This window comes from Bryocella sp., assembly GCF_058498515.1.
Map to the genome: position 1 here is coordinate 84,774 of NZ_JBMHYI010000047.1, position 21,964 is coordinate 106,737.

Below are 21,964 nucleotides of genomic sequence, written 5' to 3' on the forward strand. Positions count from 1 at the left end.
GCGGTTAGGCTTTGGCCCACAGCCTCGTCAGCGGGCCGCGCTCTCCCGTCACGGGGTCGGAGCCCGGAAACGGTAACTTCGCCATGCGCTCCAGCGCCGCGGCGTCCGGAGCGGACTTGCAGATATCCCACTGCTGCCCCGGAGGATACGCTCCGATGACCAGGAAGTCGGACGTGCACTCCAGCTCGCAATGGCCGGTGCCCGTGGGTAGCACGGCCACATCTCCCGCGTTGACCGTCACCTCGTGCCCGGCCTCGCCACCCAGGACGAGCCGCGCACTGCCGCGGGCAAAGCCCAGCACCTCATGCGCGGTCGAGTGGTAGTGGTGGAAGGTGTAGACGCCATTGCGCCACTGCGGCGGCCAGCCATTGCGAGTCAGCATCGCCTCGCAGGCCGCGGCGGTATCGCCACGAGTCTCCAGCACGCCGCGGTACAGCAGCACCGGCAAGCGCGCGTTGTTGGGCATCCACCCATTGGCCTGCAGGACGAAGTGCTCCGGCGAGATTGGCGACGTCGGCGACATCCTTGTAACCTCCCGTGCAACTGCCTGCAGCGCAGGCGCAGCTCCGCTCATGGCGGCCAGAGCCCCGAAACGGCGACGCGAGATGCGGTCCATAGTTGCTCGGATGCGCGAGACGCGGCTTCCGGTTCAGCCTATTGCTGTATGCCTACTGCTGCGCGATGCACTCGATCTCGACGAGAGCGTCCTTGGGCAGGCGCGCCACCTCCACGGTGGAGCGGGCCGGCGGGACGACGCCCTCGGGGGAGAAGGCCTTGGCATAGATGGCGTTCATCGCCGCAAAGTCGCCCATGTCCTTGAGAAAGACGGTGGTCTTGAGGACGCGCGAGAAGTTCGACCCGGCGGCGGCCAACACGGCCTCCAGGTTCGCGATCACGCGCTGGGTCTGCGCCTCGATGCCGCCTTCGACGATCGCTCCGGTGGCGGGGTCCAGCGCCACCTGGCCGGAGGTAAAGACGAACTCACCCACGCGAACGGCCTGCGAGTAGGGGCCAATGGCAGCCGGCGCGCCGGTGGTGGAAACAACACTCTTGCTCATGGAGACATTCTAGCCAGAGGACGGCGAGATGCTGCTATAGATCGAGAATCCTCAGCGGCAGCTCGTGAAAAGACGAAAAGGCGCTCCCGCGGGGAGCGCCTTTCGCTTGTCTGTTGCAGCTGGATTTAGCGGCCGCGACGGCGGCGTCCACCGCCGTTGCCGGTGCGGCTCGAGCTGCCGTGAGCACGTCCGCCCGGACGGCCTGCGTGGGCGCGGCCATGGGTGGGGTTTTCTCCGCGAGCATGGTGCTCGCCGTGTGCGCTGACGGGGGCGTCCCCGCTGCGCCAGGAGCGCGACTCGAGCTTCAGCAGATCATCCAGACCAGCCTTGCCCGCAGCCGTGCCGAGGTCGATCGGGCTGTTGCGCTCTTCCTTGGCGAGATTCTTGTCGGCTTCGATCCACTGGAACTTGATCTTCAGCTCGCGCTCCAGCTTCTGCGTATCCTTCTTTTCGAGCGGCGTGACGAAGGTCGTCGCGACACCCTTGGCGCCGGCGCGGCCGGTGCGGCCGATGCGGTGCACGAAGTCATCCGAGCCATTGGGCAGGTCGTAGTTCACGACGTGCGCGATGTTCTGGATGTCGATGCCGCGGGCAGCAACGTCCGTGGCGACGAGCACGCGGCTCTTGCCGCCCGAGAACGACTTGAGCGCCGCGCTGCGCTGCGACTGCGAACGGTCGCCGTGGATGATCGCGACCTGGTGGCCGAGCTTCTCCAGCTTGCGGCCAATGCGGTCCGCGCCGTGCTTGGTGCGCGAGAAGACGAGGTACATGCCCTCTTCCTCGTTCAGCATCTTGTCCAGCTGCGAGAGCTTCTGGTCCTGCATGACCGTGTACACGCGGAGCTCGACGCGGTCGGAAGGCTTCGAGGTCTGGCCGATCTCGATGCGCACCGGCTTGTGCACGTAGTCCTTGACGATCTGCTTGATGTTCTCGTCCAGGGTCGCCGAGTAGCACATCGTCTGGCGGTCCTTGGGCAGAGCCTGAACGATGCGACGGATAGCCGGCAGGAAGCCCATATCGAGCATGCGGTCCACTTCGTCCAGGACGAGCATGTCGACGTCAGCCAGCTTGATGGCCTTGCGACGGAGGTAGTCTTCGAGACGGCCAGGGGTCGCCACGATGACGCGCGGTCCGCGAGCCACCTGCTCCAGCTGCGTGTTTTCGCTGAGGCCGCCGCAGACCAGCACGGCATCGTTCTTCAGGTTTGGGCAGAGCTTGTGGTACTGCTCCAGCACCTGCATCGCAAGCTCGCGCGTGGGGAGCAGGATGAGGGCCAGGATGGGGGTCTTGTTGGCGCGGGTGGAGGGGTCCGAGATGTCCTCGAGCCGCTCGATCATGGGGATGAGGAAGCTGAGGGTCTTGCCGGTGCCGGTGGACGCCGTGGCGAGGATGTCTTCGCCTTCGAGGGCGGGAGGAATCGCTCCAGCCTGGACCGGGGTGGGCTTGGAATAGCCAGCCGCGGAGAGACGCGCCTTCAGAGAGTCGGAGATCTTGAAATCGGTGAACTGGAGCCCAGGGTTTTCTGTGGCGACGATGGTGCGGGTGGGCTCGACAGGTGCGGGGTTCAAAATTGCTTCAAGTGTAAGAGTGGACAAGGATTTCCTTTGAAAGAGTAAGGGGAAGATGGAGGGCAGCCGGAAGCTTTTGCCAGAGCGTTGCGCCTGGCGGAGCCATGGATTCCGGGTTCCAGCATTGCCTGTGGGTCAGTGTCCCAGGTCATTCGATAAGCAACTGCTGCTGCACGGCGAGGCCAGTTCCGTTTGAACGGCCATCTAGCCAGAGCAAAACCCGTATGCCCGAAGGCAGGAACGGGGAGGCGACAGTCGCGGTCTCTGGCCAGACTCGAATCCATTCCGGAGTCATCTGCCCGCGACGTCCAGCGTCTACATCGACGCTACCCAAGTATACCACGATGTAGCCGAAACTCTGTCGGCCTCTATCCCTCCATTGGGTCATGCCGCTTGCCGGGGGTGATACGACAAATGCTGCCTCTCACTTTCGCCGACGTCACAGCGTCGCTTTCCCTGCTGTGATCGGGTAGGACATCCTGCGAGAGCCACGCTAAGCTAATCCCATGCCAGAACTGACCAAGCGACTTCGGGAGACGAGGCACTTCCACGCCCACGAAACCGCTCGCTTCGACGCCCTGAGCGGACTGCAGCTCGCCAGCTTCAAGCAGCGGTTCTGGGCCATCGCCATCGACTTCCTCATCATCGCCGTCGCCAAGAGCCTGCTCGGCATCCACAAGCACCACAACAAGGAGGAGGCCGAGGCCCTGACCACCTTCTGGTCCCTCTGCGTCACGTTCGCACACAAGATTGAGGAACTAATCGAGGCCACGCTGTACTTCGCCGTCGCGCTCAAGCTCGGCAACGGACAGACGATCGGCAAGAAGCTGATGAAGATCCGTGTGCTCTCGCTGACGCATCACGAGGTCGGCTGGTGGCAGTCCATCGAGCGGGCCCTGGGCTACGGCGCGTCGCTGCTCGAAGGCGGCTTCGGCTTCCTGCAGTACTTCATCAACCGCAACCGCCAGACCGTGCATGACCGCATCGCGGAGACCATCGTGGTGGACGAGAGCCCCGCAGCGAAGCGGCTGGTGAATGAAGACAGCGAGATCGTGAAGGCGTAGGGAGTTGCACGTTTTACCGATACCCCATCCACACATACTCCAGCGCCTCGGCCAGCGTTTGCTCCTTCGTCGCGCGATCGCCATGCGCCGCGTTGCGCGCGAAGACGAACTGGTAGTGATAGCCCTTCGCCTTGAGAACCGCGGCCATGCGCTCATTGGCATCCACCCAGTCGTGGAAACCATCACGCATTGCGTTAGGGTTCAGCAGGTCGCGATCGCCGACCTCCATCCAGATACGGATGGGCTTGGCCGGCGATGACGGAATCAGCTTTTCGTGGAACTCCCAGGCTCCATGCGGCAGCGCGGGGTTCCACGGCCACTGCTGGTTCACAAACGTTCCCGAGTAACTCAGCACGCGGTGATAGAGCTCCGGGTGATACCACGCCATGATGAGCGAGGCCGCCGCGCCGGAGCTTGTGCCCATCGCCGCGCGGCCATCGGGGTTATGCGTGAGCTTGACCAGGCAGTGCGTCTCGACCAGCGGAAGCACCTCGTGCTCCACCCACTCGGCATACTTGCCGGACATGGTGTCGTACTCGAGGCCACGCTCCGAGCCCTGCGCGTCGCCGCCGCCGTTCTGGATGCTGATCGCAATGAGCGCCGGGACCTTGTGCTCCGCAATGAGGTTATCGAGCACGGTGAAGAGCATCTTGTCCGGGCCATCCGCGCCGACAAGGATCGGCGCTTCGGTTCCGGACCTGTACTGCGCCGGCACGTAGACCGTCACCGTGCGCGTCCACGGCGCGGGATGGCTGGTGGGCGCAAGCGCGCGGCTGGGCTCGCTAGGATCCGGCTTGGCAAACGTGTACGGCTCGCGAGCGATGCCGGGATAGATGCGGCTCTCCGCGGAAGTCATCGTGAACGTTGTGATGGTACCGTGCGGTACCGCAGCGCTTATCTGCATCTCGGCTGCAGGCGAATGCGTCGGCCCGATGATGAAGTCGCCATCAACCTTCGTCGAAGGCAGCGTGCCATCGGGCAATTCCGTTGCAGCGACGAACCCAGGTCCATGTGGCTCGCGGATGGGGAACGGTGGCCGCGGCGGATGATCTGCGGTGCCAGGCCGCGGTGTGGTCGCCTGCGGCGCGGATGCCGGAGCCTGCGCGAGCAGCATCCCGGCCGATGACATCGAGAGAGCAAGAACAATGAGCCTGGAGCGTACGCGAACCATGCGTTGGGTCCTCGCAAGACAATGTACATGCGGGCCACCGGCGCTGGCATTACATGTAATCCACGCCATAGCGCACGGGGATCTGCGTAAACGCAATCCGCGTGGGCGCGGACTCACGTGCTGGCAGCATCCCTGCGAAGTGCAGTGTCGTGTGGCCGTACTTCAGGTTCAGCTTGTCCATCGTCGCCGACAACTCCGCACGGTGCCCTGGCTCCTCGAACAGCCGCTGCGGCACCTCGCCGTCGGGCAGCAGATTACGCATGGTCACGCCGACGAAGAACGGCTTCTGATGCTCCGCAGCTTGCGGGCGCTGCGCCCACAGGCTGCGCAACACTTCGAGCAGAGTCAGCGTGTCGTTGGAGTGCCGGAAGCGCGCCTCCATGCCCCAGCCCGTCTGCGTGATGCCCGAGCTGTGCTTCTTGACGCGAACGCTCGCGGACAAGAGGTCCTTCTGCTCGCGCGTCAGCGAATACTTGATCGTCAGCGCCATCGACGCCGCATGGAAGTGCTCCATGCGCAGCCGCATCGCGGCCTTGTGCAACAGTTTGTGCGCCACAGCCCATGCGCCATCCTGCGAGCGATGCTCCGGTCCCAGCACATGCGAGTGGCCCAGCGACTTCTGCAGATCGCTCGGCACGGGAGCGCCATCGTCGCCGGTATCGTGCCCGCGCAGCCAGTGATACAGCCGGTCGCCCCACACCGAGTCCCACAGCGCGTGCATGCCGTTGCGATCAAGCGCGAGCAGCTCCGGCATCGTGTGAATGCCTTTCGCGTTGAGCCGCTCTTCCGTGCGTGCGCCCACGCCCGGAAGGTCGCGCAACTCCAGGTGCGCGATGGCCCGCGGCAGCTGCGACGGCAGCAGCCCAATGAGGCCATCGGGCTTCTGCATATCGCTGGCAATCTTCGCGAGATAACGGTTGGGCGCCATGCCAACGGAGCAGTTCAGCGTCTCGCCGACATCGTCCTTGATGGCCTGCTTGATGGCCAGCGCAATCTTGCGCGCGGCCGGTGGCTGGCGCTCGCGGCCCATCAGCTCGCACACCATCTCGTCGATCGACGGCGTGTGCGCGACAGGACAGATGCGCTCGACGGCCGTCGCGATGTTGTGCGAGTACTCCGCATAGGTGGAGTGGTTGCCGTTGACGAGGATGATCTCGGGGATCTTCGCGCGGGCCTCGCCAACCTTGGTACCGGTCTTCACACCAACGGCCTTGCACTCATAGCTCGCCGCGATGAGCGTCGCCGTGTCCGCAATCGGACCACCCACGACAGCCGTGGGCTTGCCGCGGTACTCGGGATGCAGCTGCTGCTCGACCGAAGCGAAGAAGCTGTTCAGGTCGATGTGCAGGTGCGTGAAGAGGTCGGTAGGGGGAAGGGCTTCGGTCATCGCGGAGCCTTATGCAGCCTTGAGAGATGGCGCGCAGGAATAATTATACTTCGCCGAATATTCGCCTAACTGCGTCTCGCGCCACAAAAACAAAGCCCGCGCCAAGGCGCGGACCTGTCGTCATGAGAGCAAGATGTCTACTTGCTGATCTTGAGCTGGAAGTGGAAGTCGTTGCGATTGTCGAAGGAGCTGATGGTCTTCGACTTGGACTTGACGCCGCCATGCTGCGCCCAGATCTCGTAGTCGGCATTCTGCCCCAGCTCGCCGAAGCGGAAGTGGCCGGCATCGTCGGTCAAATAGCTCTTGACCGACAGCGTCTTCGAATCCTTCAGGTAGACGACGGCGCCGGAGATCGGCTTGTCATTGCCATCGATCACGCTGCCATCCACGATGCGCTGCTGCACGGGCGCGACCGCCGCCAACGCAGGCGAAACCGGGACACCGCGAGCCATCATCGGGGCGAGCAGCAGAGGAACACCAACCAGAGCGAGAAGAGCAACCCGGCCTGTACGGACACGGGTAAGGTGTTGCAGAACAGCGTTACTCTTCGTCGTCATCATCCTCCTCAGTATAGTCCTCGTCCTCATCGTCGTAGCCTTCTTCGTCGACGGGGGCAAGCTCGAGGGGATCATTCGACACGACCTCTAGATCGGTGCCGCACTCATCACATTGGACAACTTCGCCTGCTTCTACATCATCAGCATCGATATCAAGCGGATTGTCGCACTCGGGGCAAACAACGGCCATAGACCCACTCCTGTTTCGTGAGGTTGCGCGGCCACCCTTGTACCATTGGAGCCAGACGTTCGGGTAGCTCGACTTTAGTTCTAGCCGGGCTCGGACTTCGCGTCAATATGACGCAGAGCGCGGCGGAGGCGGTTACTTCGCCATCATAAATATCGCGCGGAAAGACTCAAGTCGATGGCCTTCCGATCCAATGGTCCGGTAATGCTGGCGCTGCCGGCGTTTCGCGGTGTGACGCGGCAACTCGTGCTGGCCGCGGTGATCGTCTACTTCGCACTGGCAGTGCTGGGGCTCGTCGCGCCCAGGATTGAGGTTACGCTCATCGATCTGTTTTCGCTGAGCCCGGCGCACGTGGTGCCGTTCCTCTGGCAGCCGCTCACGTACTCGTTCGTCACTCCGGGTAGCAGCCTGCTGAGCTTCATCTTCGCTCTGCTCTCCATCTGGTTCTTCGGCTCGATGCTGGAGGACGACCTCGGCGGCCGCTGGCTGGCGGAGTACTTCTTCGTCTCCACGGTCGCCGGCGGCTTCCTCGCCTGCCTCGTGGCGGTGCTGATCGGAGGCAATGGAGCCTGGATCTCGCACCAGAGCGTAACCTCCGGCATGTGGCCCGCGGTGATGGCCATCCTGCTGGCCTACGCACGCTTCTATCCCGACCAACCCCTGCAGCTCATGTTTGTGATCAGCATCAAGGCGCGGCATCTTGCAGCCATCTATCTGCTCGTCTACCTCGCGCTGGCACTCATTGGTGGGGATCGCTTTTCGGCTGTGACCGTGCTCTGCGTCACACTTGCAGGTTTCCTCTACATCCGCCTCGCACCGCGGCGCGGCGTGCGCTTCCTGGCTTCGGAGACCGTCTTCGGCTGGCGCAACGCGTGGTACCGCGCCAAACGCCGCCGCGCCGCGAAGAAGTTCCAGGTGTACATGCGCAAACAGGGCAAGGACGTGAACATCGACTCCAGCGGACGCTATGTCGGCATGGACGACGAGAAGCGCAATCCTCGGGATCCCAACGACAAGCGCTGGATGAACTAGACGACGACCGGTGAGTGAGTAGAGGACAGCGAACAGAGAGTAGAGAAAAGCAAGAGGCCCTACGCGATGCGCAGGGCCTCTGTCCGTGGACTCACTACTCACTGCCGTCTACTCACTCGCTCCTACTTGATGCCACCCTTGACCAGCGGAGCATACTCATCGCGCAGCTTCGTCTGCCGCGAGACCAACGGCACGGACACGCCTTCGATGAACACCTGCTCGACGTTGGTCTTAACGTCCAGCGGGTCACCGTTGGCAATGACCACGTTGGCCGTCTTCCCCGCGTCGAGCGAGCCCAGCTTGTCGCCGAGGCCGAAGATCGTCGCCGGAGTAAGCGTGATGCTCTTCAGCGCCTCGTCGTACGGCAGGCCATAGGCCACGGCATAGCCCGCGGCATAGGGCAAGTTGCGGCTGTCCGCCATTTCGCCGCCACCGGTAGAGATGGCCACCGTGACGCCGCGCTTCGCGAGTTCCGCGGGCAGCGAGAACACCGCATCGTAGCGCTCGTTCGCCGCGGGAGCGTCATAGATAGGCCCCACGATCACCGGCACATGATAGCTGGCGATCTTGTCCAGCACATCCTGCGTGTGGGTCACGTGGTTGAGCACCACCTTGAGGTGAAACTCCTGCGCGATGCCCATCGCGACCTCGACCTCGTAGCCCTCCTCGCAGGAGAGCACGACGGGCTTCTCGCCATGCAGGTACGGCAGCAGCGCTTCGAGCTTGAGGTCGCGCTTCGGTGCAGGGCCCTTCTTTTCGCCGCCACCCTTCAGCGATGCCTCGTAGTTCAACGCATCGAGGAAGGTCTGGCGCAGCTGCGAGGCCACGCCCATGCGGGTTCCGGGGAACTTGCCCCCGCCGCCCGGGCCGCCGCGGCGGCGTACATCGCCCATAAAGTTCATCGACAGCGCCGTGTCGCGCGAGATGAACATCGCGTCGCGGTCGCGGCCATAGAGCTGGATCACGCTGTCCTGTCCAGGCAGCGAATCCGCCCGTTCCGGCGCGACGATGGCGTTCGTCACACCGTTGATGCGCTGCACCGGGATGCGCTCTGTCTCAGCATGAAACGCGTCGTAGACATGCATCTGCGGCTCGATCTCATCGGCAGTCTCGACAAGGTCGCGCGCGTTGGCATCGGAGCCAACCTCGTACAGGCCGAGGCGTGTCTCCGAGTCGAAGAGCCCCGGGTACACGGTCTTGCCCTTCGCGTCGATGATGGTTGCGCCGGTGGGAATCCTCACGGTCGCGGGAGTTCCTACGGCCGCGATCTTGCCATCGCTGAGGATGATCGTCCCGTTCTCGATAACGCCATGCGACACCGTCAGCAGCTTGCCGCCGATGATCGCAATCGTAGTCGGAGCGGTCGTGCTGGTGCCGTTGGGACCGAGCGGTGTCTGCGCGGACATGCCCGCAGCCAGCGTAGCGAGGCTCAGGAGCGTTGTGGCAGAAAGTCTCATCGTCATCGTCCGTCACCGTCCTCATCGTCTGCGCCGCCGAAGCCGGCTTCCGTCATCACGCCATGGAAGTGCGGCGTGCCAAAGCCCGCGATCGAGCTATCGAAGAACAGGTCGCCATCGATGTACACCTTCTCCGCGCGCGCATAGCTGGAGAGCGGATCGGTGCTCCAGATCACGAGGTCGCCATCCTTGCCGGTATCGATGGAACCAACGCGGTCGTCCACGCCGATGATCCATGCAGCGTTCAGCGTGATCATGCGCAGCGCTTCTTCTTCCGTCGCTCCGCCGTAGTGCACCATCTTGCCGGCCTCTTGATTGAGCCTGCGGACATAGTCGTTCGAGTCCGACTTGAGCGCCACGCGCACACCTTCGCGCATGCTCATCACGGCGTTCCACGGGATCGCATCCCATGCCTCATCCTTGAAGCCCCACCAGTCGGCAAACGTCGCGATGCCTGTGCCCGTCGGCGCAATCTTATCGCCCACCTTGTACATCTCCAGCGCATGGTGGAAGGCACGAATCTTGTAGCCGTACTCCTTAGCCAGCGCCTCTTCGGTCAGGAACTCATCGGCGCGATAGCAGTGGATCTGCACGTAAATCTTGCCACGCAGCACATCGGCCAGGGCCTCCATCTTGAGGTCCTTCTTGGGCGCGACGGCCGTCTTATCGTTCTTGGCCACTTTGTCGTTGTAGGCGTCCCAGGTGCGCATGTAGGCCTTCGCTTCCTCGAACGACTCGCGCATCACTTCAAAGTTGCCCATGCGCGTGGAAGGCACCATGTTGCGGCTGCCATAGACGCGCTTCGGATTCTCACCGCTCGCGAACTTGATGGAGCGCGGAGCGTTCGGGAACAACATGCTGTCACGGTCCAGGCCGAACTTGTTCTTGATCACCACGGCCTGGCCGCCGATCATGTTCGCAGAGCCGTGCAGCAGCAACTCCGTCGTCACGCCACCGGCCAGCGCCTGGTACAGCGCCTTGTCCGAGTTCGTAAACGCATCGATCATCATCATCGACGGCGTGACCGGGCTGGTCGCCTCGTTCACATCGCTGCCCAGCGCGGAGTGCGAGTGCGGATCGATAATGCCGGGCGTCACGTACTTGCCCGTCGCATCGATCACGACCGCGCCAGCAGGAGCGCTTACGGTGGCTCCAACACCGGCAATCTTGCCGTTGTGCACCCACACACTGGCGTGCTCCAGCGTGCCGTGCGTCACGGTCATCACGGTGGCATTCTTCAGCACCAGATCCGCGGGCAGAGCCGTGGTCTGCGCGCTGAGCGCCATCACAGAAAGGCCGCCGGCTATGGCGGTGAGCGGTCGAAGCAGCCCCATCGCGGGCCTCCGAACAAACAGATTGTGGAACATGCGCCGAGAATAGCACGCACTGCGCGCCAGTTTGGAAGCGATTGCATCCTCAGGTAAGGAACTGCAGTCCAACCCGGCAGGAGATGTTCTCATGCGGCTTCGCGCACTTGGAAAGACTGACTTGCAGATTGTGCCACTTGTACTCGGTGGCAATGTGTTTGGATGGACTATCGACGAGGCCCAGTCCTTTGCCGTACTGGATGCCTTTGTGGATCGCGGCTTTAACTGCATCGACACCGCCGATGTGTACTCAGTATGGAAGCCCGGTAATCACGGTGGTGAGTCCGAGACGATCCTCGGCAAATGGTTCAAACAAAGCGGCAAGCGCGACAAGGTCGTGCTGCTGTCCAAGGTCGGCATGAAGATGCCGGCTGGCGAGGGGCTCTCGAAGAAGTACATCCTCTCGGAGGTCGAGGAATCGCTCAAGCGGCTACAGGTGGAAACCATCGACCTCTACCAGTCGCACAAGGATGACCCCAACACGCCGCTCGACGAGACGCTCGAGGCCTATCAGCAGCTCATCGCGCAGGGCAAGGTGCGCTTCATCGGAGCCTCGAACTACTCCGGCGAGCGCCTGCGCGAGGCTGAGAAGGTCTCTGCCGACAAAAAGCTTCCTGCCTACGCCACGCTACAGCCGGAGTACAACCTCGTCGACCGCGAGGCCTATGAGAAGGACCTGGCTCCCGTGCTCGCAGAGCTTGGCCTCGGCTCCATCGTCTACTTCTCGCTGGCTTCGGGCTTCCTCACCGGCAAGTATCAGACCCTCGAAGACACCAAGGGCAAAGGCCGCGGCTCGCGCGTGGAGAAGTATTTCAACAATCGCGGAATGAAGATCCTCGCCGCCCTCAAGCAGGTGAGCACTGAGACCGGAGCGCAGCAAGCCTCGATCGCGCTCGCGTGGCTGCTGGCACAACCGACGGTGATTGCGCCCATCGCCAGCGCGACCTCGCCTGCGCAGCTCGAAGCGCTCTTCGCTGCTGTTGATCTAAAGCTCACCGACGCGCAGGTGAAGACGCTCACCGACGCCGGCGCCTACTAGCTGCAGAGCAAGGAAAGACGACACAAAGGACGCGAAGGACGCAACGGTCTCACAACGGATTCCGTTGTGCACCTTTGCGTCCTATGCGTTTCTCTTGTCCCCTTGGACCCAATGAGCCTGCGTTACTTCAGCTCCGCGATCTGCTGCTGCGCTCCTGCGATGGCCGCATCGCGCACATCGGGGCGTCCTACACCTTCGGCGCGCACCACATCGATATCCTTCACACCCAAGAAGCCGAAGATGGTCTTCAGGTACTTCTCCTGGAAGTCCGCCGCTTCATACGGGGAGCCTGGGCCATACTGTCCGCCACGCGAAGAGACGAGAACGATGCGTTTGTCCCCGCACAGGCCCTCAGGACCAGTCGACGAGTAACGGAAGGTCTTTCCGGCTACCGCCAGGAGGTCGATCCACGCCTTGAGCTGGCTGGGAATGCCGAAGTTATACATCGGCGCGCCGATCACCACGACATCGGAAGCGAGGAACTCGGCCAGGATCGCCTCGCCCGTGACGAGCTCATGCTTCTGCTCGGCATCGAGGTTGGTCGCGTCCGCGCCAAACCTGCGCAGCACGGCCGTGTAGTGGCGTAACGGCTCAATCACGAGGTCGCGATAGGTGATCTCGGCGGCGGGGTTGAGCTCCTTGAGGCGCGCCACGGTGGCTGCCGTAAGCGGACGGCTGACAGACGCCGCGCCGGTCACGCTGGAATCAATGTGCAGAATCTTCATCGAATATCCTTCTTCGTTATGGCGGCTGGATGGCCGCGACCCTTTGGTTTTCATGTTTCGTGTTTCGTGCTTCGCACGTCGTCCTTGGTTACTATAAGTAAGTGCCCTTCGCTTGCGAAGTAGGCACTTTCGCGTAAGCAGGCACCGCAGCGTAACCAGTTCTTCCGGAGGAACCACCATGGCCAAGCGACGTCACGAACAGCTCCACGAGTACACCGCAGAGATCAAAGCCGGCTGCGCCATGGGCGGCCTCTTAGAGATGCTCACGCGCCCCTGGACGCTGCATATCCTTTGGCTGCTCTCCCACAATGGACCGATGCGCTTTGGCGCTCTCCGCCGTGGCGCAGACGGCATCAGCGCGCGCATCCTCACCCTGCGCCTGCGCACACTGGAGGAGAAGGGCTTCGTCTCTCGCACCGTGAACCCTTCCAACCCGCCCGAGGTCACCTACGCGCCGACCAAGCGCATGGCGGAGATGGACGGCTTCATGGCCCAGCTGCACGCGCTCAGCGACAAGTGGAAGATCGAGGACCTGGGCAAGTACGCACACCTGGCAGAGCCAACGGCCGGCGCACAGGCTGAAGATCACAACGCAGCGGCGTAACGCTGCGAACATCCGGGTGCTCCTGGGTGCGGATTCTCGGACCCGGGCGAACGCGGACCTACGTTGTCCAATCCCCTTATGCTCCCCGCAAACAACCCCGGGCCCCGATGAGGGACCCGGGGCCCGACTCGTTGCGTGGCCGTTAGCTCCGCGTGTTGATCTTCAGGTGCAGGTCGCGCAGCTGAGTCTCCGTCGCCTGGCTGGGTGCGTCGACCATCAGGTCGATGGCCTTGGCTGTCTTGGGGAAGGCGATGACCTCGCGTAGCGACGTCGCTCCGGCGAGGATCATGACGATGCGGTCGAGGCCGAGGGCGATGCCACCGTGCGGGGGCGTGCCATACTCCAGCGCATCTAAAAAGAATCCGAATCTCTCACGAGCTTCGGAATCGCTCATGCCGAGCGAACGGAAGATCTCCGCCTGCACATCCTTGCGATGGATACGGATGGAGCCCGATCCCAGCTCGGTGCCGTTCAGTACCACGTCGTAAGCCAGCGCCCGCACAGCGCCCTTGTCGTTCACCAGTGCGCCGGACTTGATGTCTTCCTCATGCGGCGAGGTGAAGGGATGATGCGCCGCGTCCCAGGTCTTCGACTCCTCGTTCCACTCGTACATAGGGAAATCAGTCACCCAGAGGAACTTGAAATCCTTCGCGGTTCCGGTCTGTTCGAAGAGCTTGTGCTTGTCGGCATACTTCTTCGCCAGCTCCAGACGCAGACCACCAACACGCTTCCAGATCCACTGGCGATCGAAGTTCCACATCGCCGGCGTGCCAAGCTTCGGCGTTACGACGATAGCGAGATCATCGGCAGTCAGCACCGTGCCATGGAAGGTCACCATCTCCGCGGAGATCTTCGCGGCGCAAGCATCGGCCAGCGGCAGGAACGCTTCATTCGTCCGCAGGCGCGCGGTGTCCAGTACATCCAGCCCACAGTCGCCGAAGATCGTGCGAATCTCCGACAGCAGCTTCTTGCGCTCAGTGCCTGACAGCTCGCCGACCTTGGGGATGGCGAAGCCGAGCACTGGTAGCCCCTGCTCGATCTTCAGCGTCTCGCGCAGCGCAGGCGTCAGCTCCTCACTCAGGTCCACCATCGCGGGCAGCCGCATGTCCGGCTTGTCGATGCCATACTTCGCGATCGCCTCGTCATACGTCATCTGCAGGAACGGCTCTGCCGGGAGCTCAACGCCCGCAGCGGAGAACGCCGCGTGCAGAAAGCCTTCCGCTGTGGCGAAGATCGTCTTCATCTGCGGAAAGCTGATCTCGAGATCGATCTGCGTGAACTCCGGCTGGCGGTCGGCGCGGAGGTCCTCATCGCGGAAGCAGCGCGCGATCTGGAAGTAGCGGTCGAAGCCTGAGACCATCAGGATCTGCTTGAAGATCTGTGGCGATTGCGGCAGCGCGTAGAAGTTGCCGGGATGCACGCGGCTCGGCACGAGGTAATCGCGCGCACCTTCCGGCGTGGACCGCGTCATGAACGGCGTCTCGATCTCCAGGAAGCCTTCGCCGACGAGGTAATTGCGGATCGCCATCGCCACGCGCGAGCGGATGGCGAAGTTCTTCTGCATCGGCTCGCGGCGCAGGTCGAGGTAGCGGTACTTGAGCCGCACTTCCTCGTTCGCAATCGCATCCTCTGCGGGCGAGAACGGCGGCGTCTTCGCATCGTTCAGCAGCAGCGTCTCGCTGGCCACGACCTCGATCTCACCAGTGGGCATGTTGGGGTTGGTCAGGCCTTCGCCGCGGCGGCGCACCTTGCCAATGACGGCGACCACATACTCAGGGCGCGAGGCCTCAGCCTTCGCATGCGCCTCCTCGGAGACTTCCTTATCGAACACCACCTGCGTGATGCCGCTGCGGTCGCGGAGGTCGAGGAAGATGAGGTTGCCATGGTCGCGACGGCGATTGACCCAGCCCATGAGGACTACGGTCTCGCCAGCGTTCGCGGTACGGAGCTCGCCGCAACGATGCGTGCGCTCCAGGGTGCCTAGAAAATCGAGTGTCACAGTGTTTCCATTGTACGAAAGCGCAAGCGCTTCGAGTGGCGTCAACCGGAATCCCTTGACAAGATCGGCGTGTCCTCCCGCGTAGGAGGCAGGAACCGTTGAGGCCGAAACACCAGCCAGAGCACGTCCACCAGCAGCGCCAGCGCGCCGCCCAGCGCCGTATTGAACAGCCGGATATGCGCCGCCGAAGTCTGCGAAAAGCCGCCGAAGCGGAACAGGAAGACGATGTACAACGTCAGGAAGCAGGAGAAAGCCGCGTAGTTCACGGCCTGCAGAGCGTACGACGCCCACGCCGAGACGATCACCAGCGCGAACACCAGCGGGATGGGCATCGGGGTCAGGTGCGCCAGTCCGAGCGCGATTCCAGTCGCGACCAGCGTGCCCAGCAGCCGCGCCAGGCCGCGGCTCAGCGTTCCCGTCCACTGCGGCCGCAGCACCAGCACCGCCGTCATGGGCGCCCAGTAGCCGTTGCGGATGCCGTAATACTTGTAGATCCAGGTGCACAGCAGCAGCGTGAAGGCCAGCCGAAGGATGTAGCCCAGCGTCGCTCCGCGCAGATGAACATCGTGCCGCAGCTCATGCCACAGGAAGGCCAGCCGCGATCGGATCTGCGTCACGGTCGGCCCCGCGCGGCGTCTCGCGGCATCCGCGGCGAACAGGCGGAAGATCGCCGTCACCGCCATCTGGATTCCACCGCCGAGCAGGATCATGCTCGTCCTTCCCAGCGCGAAGTGCAGGCCGTTGTGGAAGTAGCTCGCGATGATGACGTACACGGCGCACTGCTGCGCCATCCATCCCGCGGTCGGTCCCAGGTTGGACGCCACGCCGTAGTTCACGGCAGCAATCGCCACGACCAGCAGCGTTGTCCACACCCATGGCGCGGCCAGCGAGCCCGCGAAGGTCGCTGAGGCGACGCCCAACGTCAGCAGGAACATGCTCAGCAGGTCGGAAGCCAGCGCCTCATGAAACGCCGCGAAGCCGACTGTGTACGCCGCTCCGGCGGCGATGGCGCCTGCAGCCTCATGCCCTGTCGCCGCGCCGATCCCCAGGGCAATCGCCACCGGAATGACGATGCGCAACCCATGCACCGGCGTTCGCTGGTGCCAGGGGAAGGCCATGGTGTCCTGCGTGATGATGTCGAGTCCGAGCACGTTTGCCCTTCTGAGGATAGAGGCTTTGTGGCGGGAGAGGCAGTGTACATTTGAGTATGCTTTCCCGCGTTGCCGACTCGCTGTACTGGATGTCGCGCTATTTAGAGCGCGCAGAGCACACCACACGCCTGCTCGACGTCAATCTGAACCTGATGCTCGACGAGAGCTCCACGAGCTCCGACCACCGCTGGCTGCGCGTACTGCAGGCGCTGGGCAGGCCCAAGCGCGTGAAGTGGGAAGGCAATCCGTATGCCTTTGCCAACGCGCTCACCTTCGACAGCAACCACAAGACCTCGGTGCTGGCCTGCATCATGTCTGCGCGAGAGAACGCACGCCACGTACGTGAGCAGATCTCCACCGAGCAGTGGCAGCGGCTCAACTCGCTCTACCTCGACACGACGCGCCCCGAGATCCGGCAGCTCGGGCAGCCCGATGCTCTCCTGAGCGCCACAGAAGCGCAGTCCACGTTTCTGCAGATGGTGCTCGACTCCGTGCATCAGTTCCAGGGCGTCACCGACTCCACCATGAGCCACGGCGAGGGCTGGCAGTTCATCCAGGTCGGCCGCTTTCTCGAGCGCGCCAGCGCCACCGCGATGCTGCTCGAGGCCTACCACGAAGACCTCTGGTCACAGCCCGATCGCGTGGCCGAGGGCAATGAGTACCTCGAGTGGATGGGCCTGCTGCGCAGCGCCACTGCATTCGAGGCCTACTGCAAGGTCTACACCGCCGACCTCACCCCCGAGCGCATCCTTGAGTTCCTCCTGCTCGACAAGGAGTTCCCGCACTCGCTGCGTTTCTCCATCGAGAGCGTGGAGTGCGCGCTCGAAGCCATCCAGAAGGTCAGCGGCAAGCAGCGGGCTGGAGAGCTGCATCGCATCGCCGGCCGCCTGAGCGCGACGCTCGCCTTCTCCAGCGTCGACGAAATCCTGAACGGAGACATCGTGGGCTACCTGCGCGGCATCCAGCGCCAGTGCGGGGCCATCCACGACACCATCTATCACCTGTACGTTGATTACTCCGTGCAGGCGGCCCTCGCGGGATAACAGCGGGATCACGGAAAGGTACGTTGCAGCATGGCAGTCGATCGCAGCGCGCAGTACGAGCAGGGAGGCCCCTTGTACTACTCCATCCGTCATCTCACCAAGTTTGCGTACAAGTCGCAGGTCAGCGAGAGCATCATGGAAACGCGCATGCATCCGCGCTCCGACGCGAACCAGCGCTGCCTCACCTTCCATCTCTCCGTCTCGCCGCGATGTCGCGTCTTCAGCTATCGCGACCACCTCGCCAACCACGTGCATCACTTCGATATCCCCGGCCAGCATGGGCAGCTCGTCATCGTCGCCGAGTCCCTCGTCGAGGTGGAACCGAACCTCGAGCTTCCCGAAGCGCTGTGCGAGTCCGCCTGGAAAGACATGGATCGCGAGGTCCACGAGAGCGACTTCTGGGAGATGCTGCTGCCCAGCGAATTTGTTGCGACGACGCCCGCGCTTGAGGCCCTCGCCGATGAGCTGGATCTCCGCCGCAAGGAAGATCCGCTCACCGTCCTGCGCCGCCTGAACGCGCAACTGTATGAGTACTTCGACTACAAGCCCAAGTCGACCAAGGCCGACTCGCCTATCGACCTGGCGCTTACCTCCAAGGCCGGCGTCTGCCAGGACTTCGCGCACATCATGATCACGCTCGTGCGCACGCGGCTGCAGGTTCCCTGCCGCTACGTCTCGGGCTATCTCTTCCACGGCGAAGGCGCGCATGATCGCTCTGTTGCCTCCGCCACGCACGCCTGGGTGGAGTGTTTCCTGCCTGAGCTCGGCTGGGTCGGCTTCGACCCCACCAACAACCTCATCGTCGGCGACCGCCACATCCGCACGGCTATCGGCCGCGACTACTCCGACGTTCCGCCCACACATGGCATGTTTCGCGGCCGCACCAAGAGCGAGCTCACCGTGGCCGTGCGCGTCGAGCCCAGCGAGGGCGTTCCCCAGCTCGACCGCGAGCTTCCCGTCCCGGAAGACTGGTCGATCCTCGTGGAGAAGGCGCAGGCGGTGCCTGAACAACCCGCGCCTCCCAAGCGTTCCCACCAGCAAGCCCAGCAACAACAGCAGGCGCGATAACCATGGCTGCGAAGACAGAAGCGAAGGCAAAGCTGCGCGCGTCAGCTCCCGTGCCCGTGGCACGCAGGAAGGCCAAAGGCGTTGGAGTCCTGCTGCTTTGCTGCGCCGCGCTCATCGTGCTCGTCGTCGCAGCGTACGGCAATAGCCTCTCCAATGGCTTCGTATGGGATGACCATCAGCAGATCGTCCTCAACGAAAACCTTCGCCCCTCGACGTCGCTCTCGCGCCTCTTCACTACCGACACACGCTTTGACTCGCACTCGCAGTCATTGCAGGGCGTGGACTACCGCCCGCTGCAGATGTTCACGTATCGCATCGTATTCAGCGCCTTCGGCCCACAGGCCGAGCCGTTCCACGTCGTGAGCCTGCTCTTCACCATCGCGTGTGCGCTCGCAGCATTCTTCCTCGCACAGCGTCTGCTGGACCGCTGGCAACTCGCCTTCGCCACAGCTGCTCTCTTCGCGCTGTATCCGATTCACACCGAAGCCACCGACTGGATCGCCGCACTTCCCGAGCTCGGCTGCACACTCTTCCTGCTCGTCGCCTTTGGCCTGTACCTGCGCGCGCGTGATGCAGCAGCGAAGCGCGTTCTCTTCCTCACGCTAAGCAGCCTCAGCTTCTTCCTCGCACTTCTCTGGAAAGAGACCGCCATCGTCTTCCCGCTGCTGATCGTTGCTGCGGAGCTTCTGCTCCCCGCCGCATCCACTGGCAAGCAGGCCAACAAGATCCGCAACATCATCAGTAGGGTTGGGCCCTCGCTCATCACGCTGGCCGTCTACTTCGGCATACGCTTCACCGCGCTCGGAGGGCTCGAATCCGGCCGCCGCGACTGGCTGCTGAATCCCCTGCAGTTCGCACTCAGTGACCTCTGGCTGCTGGTGCAGTACATCGGCAAGCTTATCCTTCCGCTCAACCTCAACGCCTACGTCACCTTCCATCCCATCCGCTCACTCGCCGATCCCCGCGCCTTCGGCAGCCTCGCGTTCGTCGTCGCACTGATCGCGGCATTTGTCTTCCTCGTGCGCCGCGCGGGCCCCCCGAAGAAACGCCAAGAATCACCCACGGGCGCACTATCCCTCGCGCTCTTCGGCCTCGCGTGGACGCTCATCACGCTGCTGCCCGCCATGAACCTCAGCGCGCTCGGCCGCAACGCCTTCACCGAGCGCTATCTCTACCTTCCGTCCTTCGGCTTTTGCATCCTGCTCGTCGTCATCGCGGGCGCGCTGCTCGATCGCGTGCCTGAATATCCACGCCGCTACGCTGCTCCCGCACTGCTCGCGCTCGTGCTCCTCGGCTTCTTCTGGATCACCGTCCTCCGCAATCCCGACTGGAAAGATGACGCGACGCTGTTCAGTACAACACTCGCGCAATCACCCGACGCTCCCTTCGTTCGCGTCATGGTCGGCAGCGCGCAGAGCAACGATCCCGCACATGCGACCGACGCCGAACAGAACTTCCGCGCCGCCATCCAGCTTGCCAACGCCGAGCTTCCGCCCGACCGGCCCGATGCCGTCACCGCTTCGCGAGGCCTCGCATGGATCGAAGCCAATCGCGGCGACCTTCAGCAATCGCTCGCTCTGCTCGATAGCGCCGCAGCGATCGACCCAACCGACGCCGACACCGATGGCGAGCGCGGCCTCATCCTGCTGCGTGCCGGCCAGCCCGCACAAGCCGCTCCTTTGCTGGAGCGCGCGCTCGCTGCTGAGCCCAACAACGAGAACGTCCTCTCCGCGCTCGGTCTGCTCTCTCGCGATGGTGGCCATGATCCTGCGCGCGCTGTCTCGCTCTTCGAGCGGGCGCTCGCAGCGCACGCCGGCGAAGACGACTTCGCCGCCTCGCAGCACAACAACCTCGCCGCAGCCTACGCGGACCTGAACAACTGGCAATCTGCCATCGCGCAGGAGCGCGAAGCCATTCGCATCCTTCCCACCGATCCCGAGTTCCACGTGAACCTCGCAGGCGCGCTCGCCTCCACGGGCCATCCTGAGGAAGCCCGCGCCGAAGCGATGGCCGCGCTGCAACTCTCTCCCAACGATCCCGCCGCACACTCGCTGCTCGACGAGCTCGATCAACGCTTCGGATCGCCGCACTAGGTGCCGGACGCCTGCGACCGCTACACTGGCATTCCACCGGGCGCGGCGCCACACTGGCCTCATCCCCATGAAATGATCAGTGACCTCGGAACGCAGCGCTTCAACCTCGCGGAGACGAATGAGCGGAGATAACCTCAAGAAAAACTCCATGTGGATGATGGGGGGGAATTTCCTGTCGCTCGCCTTCCAGGCTGCGTACTTCGTTCTCATCGGAAGGGCCATTGGCAGCGCACAGTACGGCTTGTTTGTCGGCGTCGCTTCGTTCATCAGCGTCTTCGGTCAGTTCAGCACGATGGGAATGGAGCTGATTCTCATTCGCGACGTCAGCCGCGATCGCGAGCGCTTTTCCCTCTATTGGGGAACCTGCCTCGAAATCGTCTTCCTCGGTTTCGTGGTCACTGGCACTGCTTGCCTTGTCCTCGGAAAGATCTTCCTCGACCGCAACACCTACTTCCTCATCCCCGGGATCGTCATCGCCGATCTCCTCTTCTCCAAGCTCACCCTTCTGGCAAGCAAGGCCTTCCAAGGGGTTGGCGACTTCGCCTATAGCGCTCATGTCTCCGCCATCACGAACCTCAGCAAGGCGATCACCGCCGCATGCCTCTTTCTCTATGTGCTCGAAAGCCACACGCCATCGACCGCGCGCACGTGGACGCACATCTACTGGATCTCGTCGATGGTCTCCGCCATCGTTGCCCTCACGCTGGTAAGCCTGCGTGTGGGCCTTCCCGTATGGGCGCGGATCTACAGAAGCAGCTTGACCGAAGGCCTCGCCTTCACCGTCTCCAGCAGCTCGATCACGATCTATAACGATATCGATAAGACCATCCTCGTCAGCCATGGGATGGACCAGGCCGCAGGCACGTATTCCGCGGCCTATCGCATCGTCGATGTCGCGAGTGCCCCCATCTACAGCATCTTTGCCGCAGCGTTTCCGGCATTCTTCCGCGAGGGCGCGAAGAGCATTCGCGAGGCCCTGGCGCTCGCGATGAAGGTCTCTCGCAAGACCATACCGTTCTCGCTTGCGACGGCAGCAGTACTGTTCGTATCCGCCGGCCTTCTGCCCTATGTCTTCGGGAAGAGTTTCGCCGCATCGGTACCTGCGCTGCGCTGGCTATGCCTGATACCCTTCATCCGGTCCCTCCACTATGCAGGCGGGATGATCGTTACCGCGTCAGTCTCGCAATGGTATCGAACGGCCCAGCAAGTCTTCGTCGCTCTTCTCAACATCGCGCTCAATCTCATCCTCATCCCTCATTTTTCCTGGCGAGGCGCAGCCGCAGCAAGTCTCATCTCCGATGGCTCACTGGCTGCGATCAACTGGGTGTCCGTTTTCGTCATGATGCGCTCCCAGGAAAACAAGCGGCGACAAATCGCATAGCCTGCATCAGAGG

Annotated in this window: 20 protein-coding genes; 8 read left to right on the forward strand and 12 right to left on the reverse strand. The window is 63.1% G+C overall.

Annotation, left to right across the window (positions count from 1 at the left end):
* Positions 1-4 precede the first annotated feature (4 nt).
* The 3 genes from AC5E6W_RS13725 to AC5E6W_RS13735 all read right to left on the reverse strand — a co-directional run bounded on the left by AC5E6W_RS13725 (position 5) and on the right by AC5E6W_RS13735 (position 2,653).
* A complete protein-coding gene (locus AC5E6W_RS13725; RefSeq protein ID WP_491752880.1) occupies positions 5-616 on the reverse strand; it encodes a cupin in 612 nt (203 codons plus the stop codon).
* Between the two features lie 52 nt (positions 617-668).
* Positions 669-1,058 (reverse strand): RidA family protein, encoded by a 390-nt coding sequence (locus AC5E6W_RS13730; RefSeq protein WP_491752881.1) that lies wholly within the window; start codon positions 1,056-1,058, stop codon positions 669-671.
* Positions 1,059-1,183: 125 nt separating this feature from the next.
* Positions 1,184-2,653, reverse strand: a complete 1,470-nt coding sequence (locus tag AC5E6W_RS13735) for a DEAD/DEAH box helicase (protein WP_491752882.1) — start codon at positions 2,651-2,653, stop codon at positions 1,184-1,186.
* A gap of 479 nt (positions 2,654-3,132) precedes the next feature.
* On the opposite strand from AC5E6W_RS13735, the gene AC5E6W_RS13740 reads away from it, so the two are divergent.
* On the forward strand, positions 3,133-3,690 hold the full coding sequence (locus AC5E6W_RS13740; protein WP_491752883.1) for an RDD family protein: 558 nt from the start codon (positions 3,133-3,135) through the stop codon (positions 3,688-3,690).
* Between the two features lie 13 nt (positions 3,691-3,703).
* On the opposite strand, the gene AC5E6W_RS13745 is transcribed toward AC5E6W_RS13740, so the two are convergent.
* The 4 genes from AC5E6W_RS13745 to AC5E6W_RS13760 all read right to left on the reverse strand — a co-directional run bounded on the left by AC5E6W_RS13745 (position 3,704) and on the right by AC5E6W_RS13760 (position 6,995).
* Entirely contained in the window at positions 3,704-4,861 is a 1,158-nt protein-coding gene (locus AC5E6W_RS13745) for an alpha/beta hydrolase (RefSeq protein WP_491752884.1), read from the reverse strand.
* Between the two features lie 49 nt (positions 4,862-4,910).
* On the reverse strand, positions 4,911-6,248 hold the full coding sequence (locus tag AC5E6W_RS13750; RefSeq protein WP_491752885.1) for a Y-family DNA polymerase: 1,338 nt from the start codon (positions 6,246-6,248) through the stop codon (positions 4,911-4,913).
* A gap of 137 nt (positions 6,249-6,385) precedes the next feature.
* On the reverse strand, positions 6,386-6,808 hold the full coding sequence (locus AC5E6W_RS13755; RefSeq protein WP_491752886.1) for a carboxypeptidase-like regulatory domain-containing protein: 423 nt from the start codon (positions 6,806-6,808) through the stop codon (positions 6,386-6,388).
* A complete protein-coding gene (locus AC5E6W_RS13760) occupies positions 6,789-6,995 on the reverse strand; it encodes a hypothetical protein (protein WP_491752887.1) in 207 nt (68 codons plus the stop codon). Before AC5E6W_RS13760 ends, AC5E6W_RS13755 begins: the two co-directional genes overlap by 20 nt.
* Positions 6,996-7,169: 174 nt before the next feature.
* On the opposite strand from AC5E6W_RS13760, the gene AC5E6W_RS13765 reads away from it, so the two are divergent.
* A complete protein-coding gene (locus AC5E6W_RS13765; RefSeq protein ID WP_491752888.1) occupies positions 7,170-8,024 on the forward strand; it encodes a rhomboid family intramembrane serine protease in 855 nt (284 codons plus the stop codon).
* A 122-nt stretch (positions 8,025-8,146) separates the two neighbouring features.
* On the opposite strand, the gene AC5E6W_RS13770 is transcribed toward AC5E6W_RS13765, so the two are convergent.
* The gene (locus AC5E6W_RS13770; RefSeq protein WP_491752889.1) at positions 8,147-9,481 is read right to left on the reverse strand and encodes an amidohydrolase family protein; all 1,335 of its coding nucleotides are present in this window, start codon (positions 9,479-9,481) and stop codon (positions 8,147-8,149) included.
* A gap of 2 nt (positions 9,482-9,483) precedes the next feature.
* Entirely contained in the window at positions 9,484-10,815 is a 1,332-nt protein-coding gene (locus AC5E6W_RS13775) for an amidohydrolase (RefSeq protein ID WP_491752890.1), read from the reverse strand.
* 124 nt (positions 10,816-10,939) lie between these two features.
* Between AC5E6W_RS13775 and AC5E6W_RS13780 the strand changes: the two genes are divergently transcribed.
* Positions 10,940-11,887: an aldo/keto reductase gene (locus AC5E6W_RS13780; protein WP_491752891.1), complete on the forward strand. Its 948-nt coding sequence runs from the start codon at positions 10,940-10,942 to the stop codon at positions 11,885-11,887.
* A 122-nt stretch (positions 11,888-12,009) separates the two neighbouring features.
* On the opposite strand, the gene AC5E6W_RS13785 is transcribed toward AC5E6W_RS13780, so the two are convergent.
* Positions 12,010-12,612 (reverse strand): FMN-dependent NADH-azoreductase, encoded by a 603-nt coding sequence (locus tag AC5E6W_RS13785; protein ID WP_491752892.1) that lies wholly within the window; start codon positions 12,610-12,612, stop codon positions 12,010-12,012.
* A gap of 178 nt (positions 12,613-12,790) precedes the next feature.
* Between AC5E6W_RS13785 and AC5E6W_RS13790 the strand changes: the two genes are divergently transcribed.
* Positions 12,791-13,216, forward strand: coding sequence for a winged helix-turn-helix transcriptional regulator (locus tag AC5E6W_RS13790; protein WP_491752893.1), 426 nt, complete (start codon positions 12,791-12,793; stop codon positions 13,214-13,216).
* Positions 13,217-13,358: 142 nt separating this feature from the next.
* Here the strand turns inward: AC5E6W_RS13790 and aspS are convergent, their stop codons facing one another.
* Together aspS and AC5E6W_RS13800 are read right to left on the reverse strand one after the other, a co-directional pair.
* Entirely contained in the window at positions 13,359-15,215 is a 1,857-nt protein-coding gene (gene aspS / locus AC5E6W_RS13795; RefSeq protein WP_491752894.1) for an aspartate--tRNA ligase, read from the reverse strand.
* 41 nt (positions 15,216-15,256) lie between these two features.
* A complete protein-coding gene (locus AC5E6W_RS13800; protein WP_491752895.1) occupies positions 15,257-16,366 on the reverse strand; it encodes an FUSC family protein in 1,110 nt (369 codons plus the stop codon).
* A 56-nt stretch (positions 16,367-16,422) separates the two neighbouring features.
* Here AC5E6W_RS13800 and AC5E6W_RS13805 point away from each other — a divergent pair, with 56 nt between their 5' ends.
* The 4 genes from AC5E6W_RS13805 (at position 16,423) to AC5E6W_RS13820 (ending at position 21,951) form a co-directional block, all read left to right on the forward strand.
* Positions 16,423-17,409: an alpha-E domain-containing protein gene (locus tag AC5E6W_RS13805; RefSeq protein WP_491753262.1), complete on the forward strand. Its 987-nt coding sequence runs from the start codon at positions 16,423-16,425 to the stop codon at positions 17,407-17,409.
* Positions 17,410-17,481: 72 nt separating this feature from the next.
* The gene (locus AC5E6W_RS13810) at positions 17,482-18,477 is read left to right on the forward strand and encodes a transglutaminase family protein (protein ID WP_491753263.1); all 996 of its coding nucleotides are present in this window, start codon (positions 17,482-17,484) and stop codon (positions 18,475-18,477) included.
* A 2-nt stretch (positions 18,478-18,479) separates the two neighbouring features.
* Positions 18,480-20,570: a tetratricopeptide repeat protein gene (locus tag AC5E6W_RS13815; protein WP_491752896.1), complete on the forward strand. Its 2,091-nt coding sequence runs from the start codon at positions 18,480-18,482 to the stop codon at positions 20,568-20,570.
* A gap of 118 nt (positions 20,571-20,688) precedes the next feature.
* Positions 20,689-21,951 carry an oligosaccharide flippase family protein gene (locus AC5E6W_RS13820; RefSeq protein WP_491752897.1) on the forward strand — a complete coding sequence of 421 codons (1,263 nt, stop codon included), beginning with the start codon at positions 20,689-20,691 and terminating at the stop codon, positions 21,949-21,951.
* The last annotated feature ends 13 nt before the right edge of the window (positions 21,952-21,964 follow it).

Bases quoted from the DNA above. Each gene is read 5' to 3' on its own strand.
- AC5E6W_RS13760 (WP_491752887.1), bottom strand. From the start codon at position 6,995: ATGGCCGTTGTTTGCCCCGAGTGCGACAATCCGCTTGATATCGATGCT.
- AC5E6W_RS13765 (WP_491752888.1), top strand. From the start codon at position 7,170: ATGGCCTTCCGATCCAATGGTCCGGTAATGCTGGCGCTGCCGGCGTTT.
- AC5E6W_RS13750 (WP_491752885.1), bottom strand. From the start codon at position 6,248: ATGACCGAAGCCCTTCCCCCTACCGACCTCTTCACGCACCTGCACATC.
- AC5E6W_RS13780 (WP_491752891.1), top strand. From the start codon at position 10,940: ATGCGGCTTCGCGCACTTGGAAAGACTGACTTGCAGATTGTGCCACTT.
- AC5E6W_RS13790 (WP_491752893.1), top strand. From the start codon at position 12,791: ATGGCCAAGCGACGTCACGAACAGCTCCACGAGTACACCGCAGAGATC.
- AC5E6W_RS13725 (WP_491752880.1), bottom strand. From the start codon at position 616: ATGGACCGCATCTCGCGTCGCCGTTTCGGGGCTCTGGCCGCCATGAGC.
- AC5E6W_RS13820 (WP_491752897.1), top strand. From the start codon at position 20,689: ATGAGCGGAGATAACCTCAAGAAAAACTCCATGTGGATGATGGGGGGG.
- AC5E6W_RS13730 (WP_491752881.1), bottom strand. From the start codon at position 1,058: ATGAGCAAGAGTGTTGTTTCCACCACCGGCGCGCCGGCTGCCATTGGC.
- AC5E6W_RS13815 (WP_491752896.1), top strand. From the start codon at position 18,480: ATGGCTGCGAAGACAGAAGCGAAGGCAAAGCTGCGCGCGTCAGCTCCC.
- AC5E6W_RS13745 (WP_491752884.1), bottom strand. From the start codon at position 4,861: ATGGTTCGCGTACGCTCCAGGCTCATTGTTCTTGCTCTCTCGATGTCA.
- AC5E6W_RS13755 (WP_491752886.1), bottom strand. From the start codon at position 6,808: ATGATGACGACGAAGAGTAACGCTGTTCTGCAACACCTTACCCGTGTC.
- AC5E6W_RS13740 (WP_491752883.1), top strand. From the start codon at position 3,133: ATGCCAGAACTGACCAAGCGACTTCGGGAGACGAGGCACTTCCACGCC.
- AC5E6W_RS13770 (WP_491752889.1), bottom strand. From the start codon at position 9,481: ATGAGACTTTCTGCCACAACGCTCCTGAGCCTCGCTACGCTGGCTGCG.
- AC5E6W_RS13805 (WP_491753262.1), top strand. From the start codon at position 16,423: ATGCTTTCCCGCGTTGCCGACTCGCTGTACTGGATGTCGCGCTATTTA.
- AC5E6W_RS13775 (WP_491752890.1), bottom strand. From the start codon at position 10,815: ATGGGGCTGCTTCGACCGCTCACCGCCATAGCCGGCGGCCTTTCTGTG.
- AC5E6W_RS13785 (WP_491752892.1), bottom strand. From the start codon at position 12,612: ATGAAGATTCTGCACATTGATTCCAGCGTGACCGGCGCGGCGTCTGTC.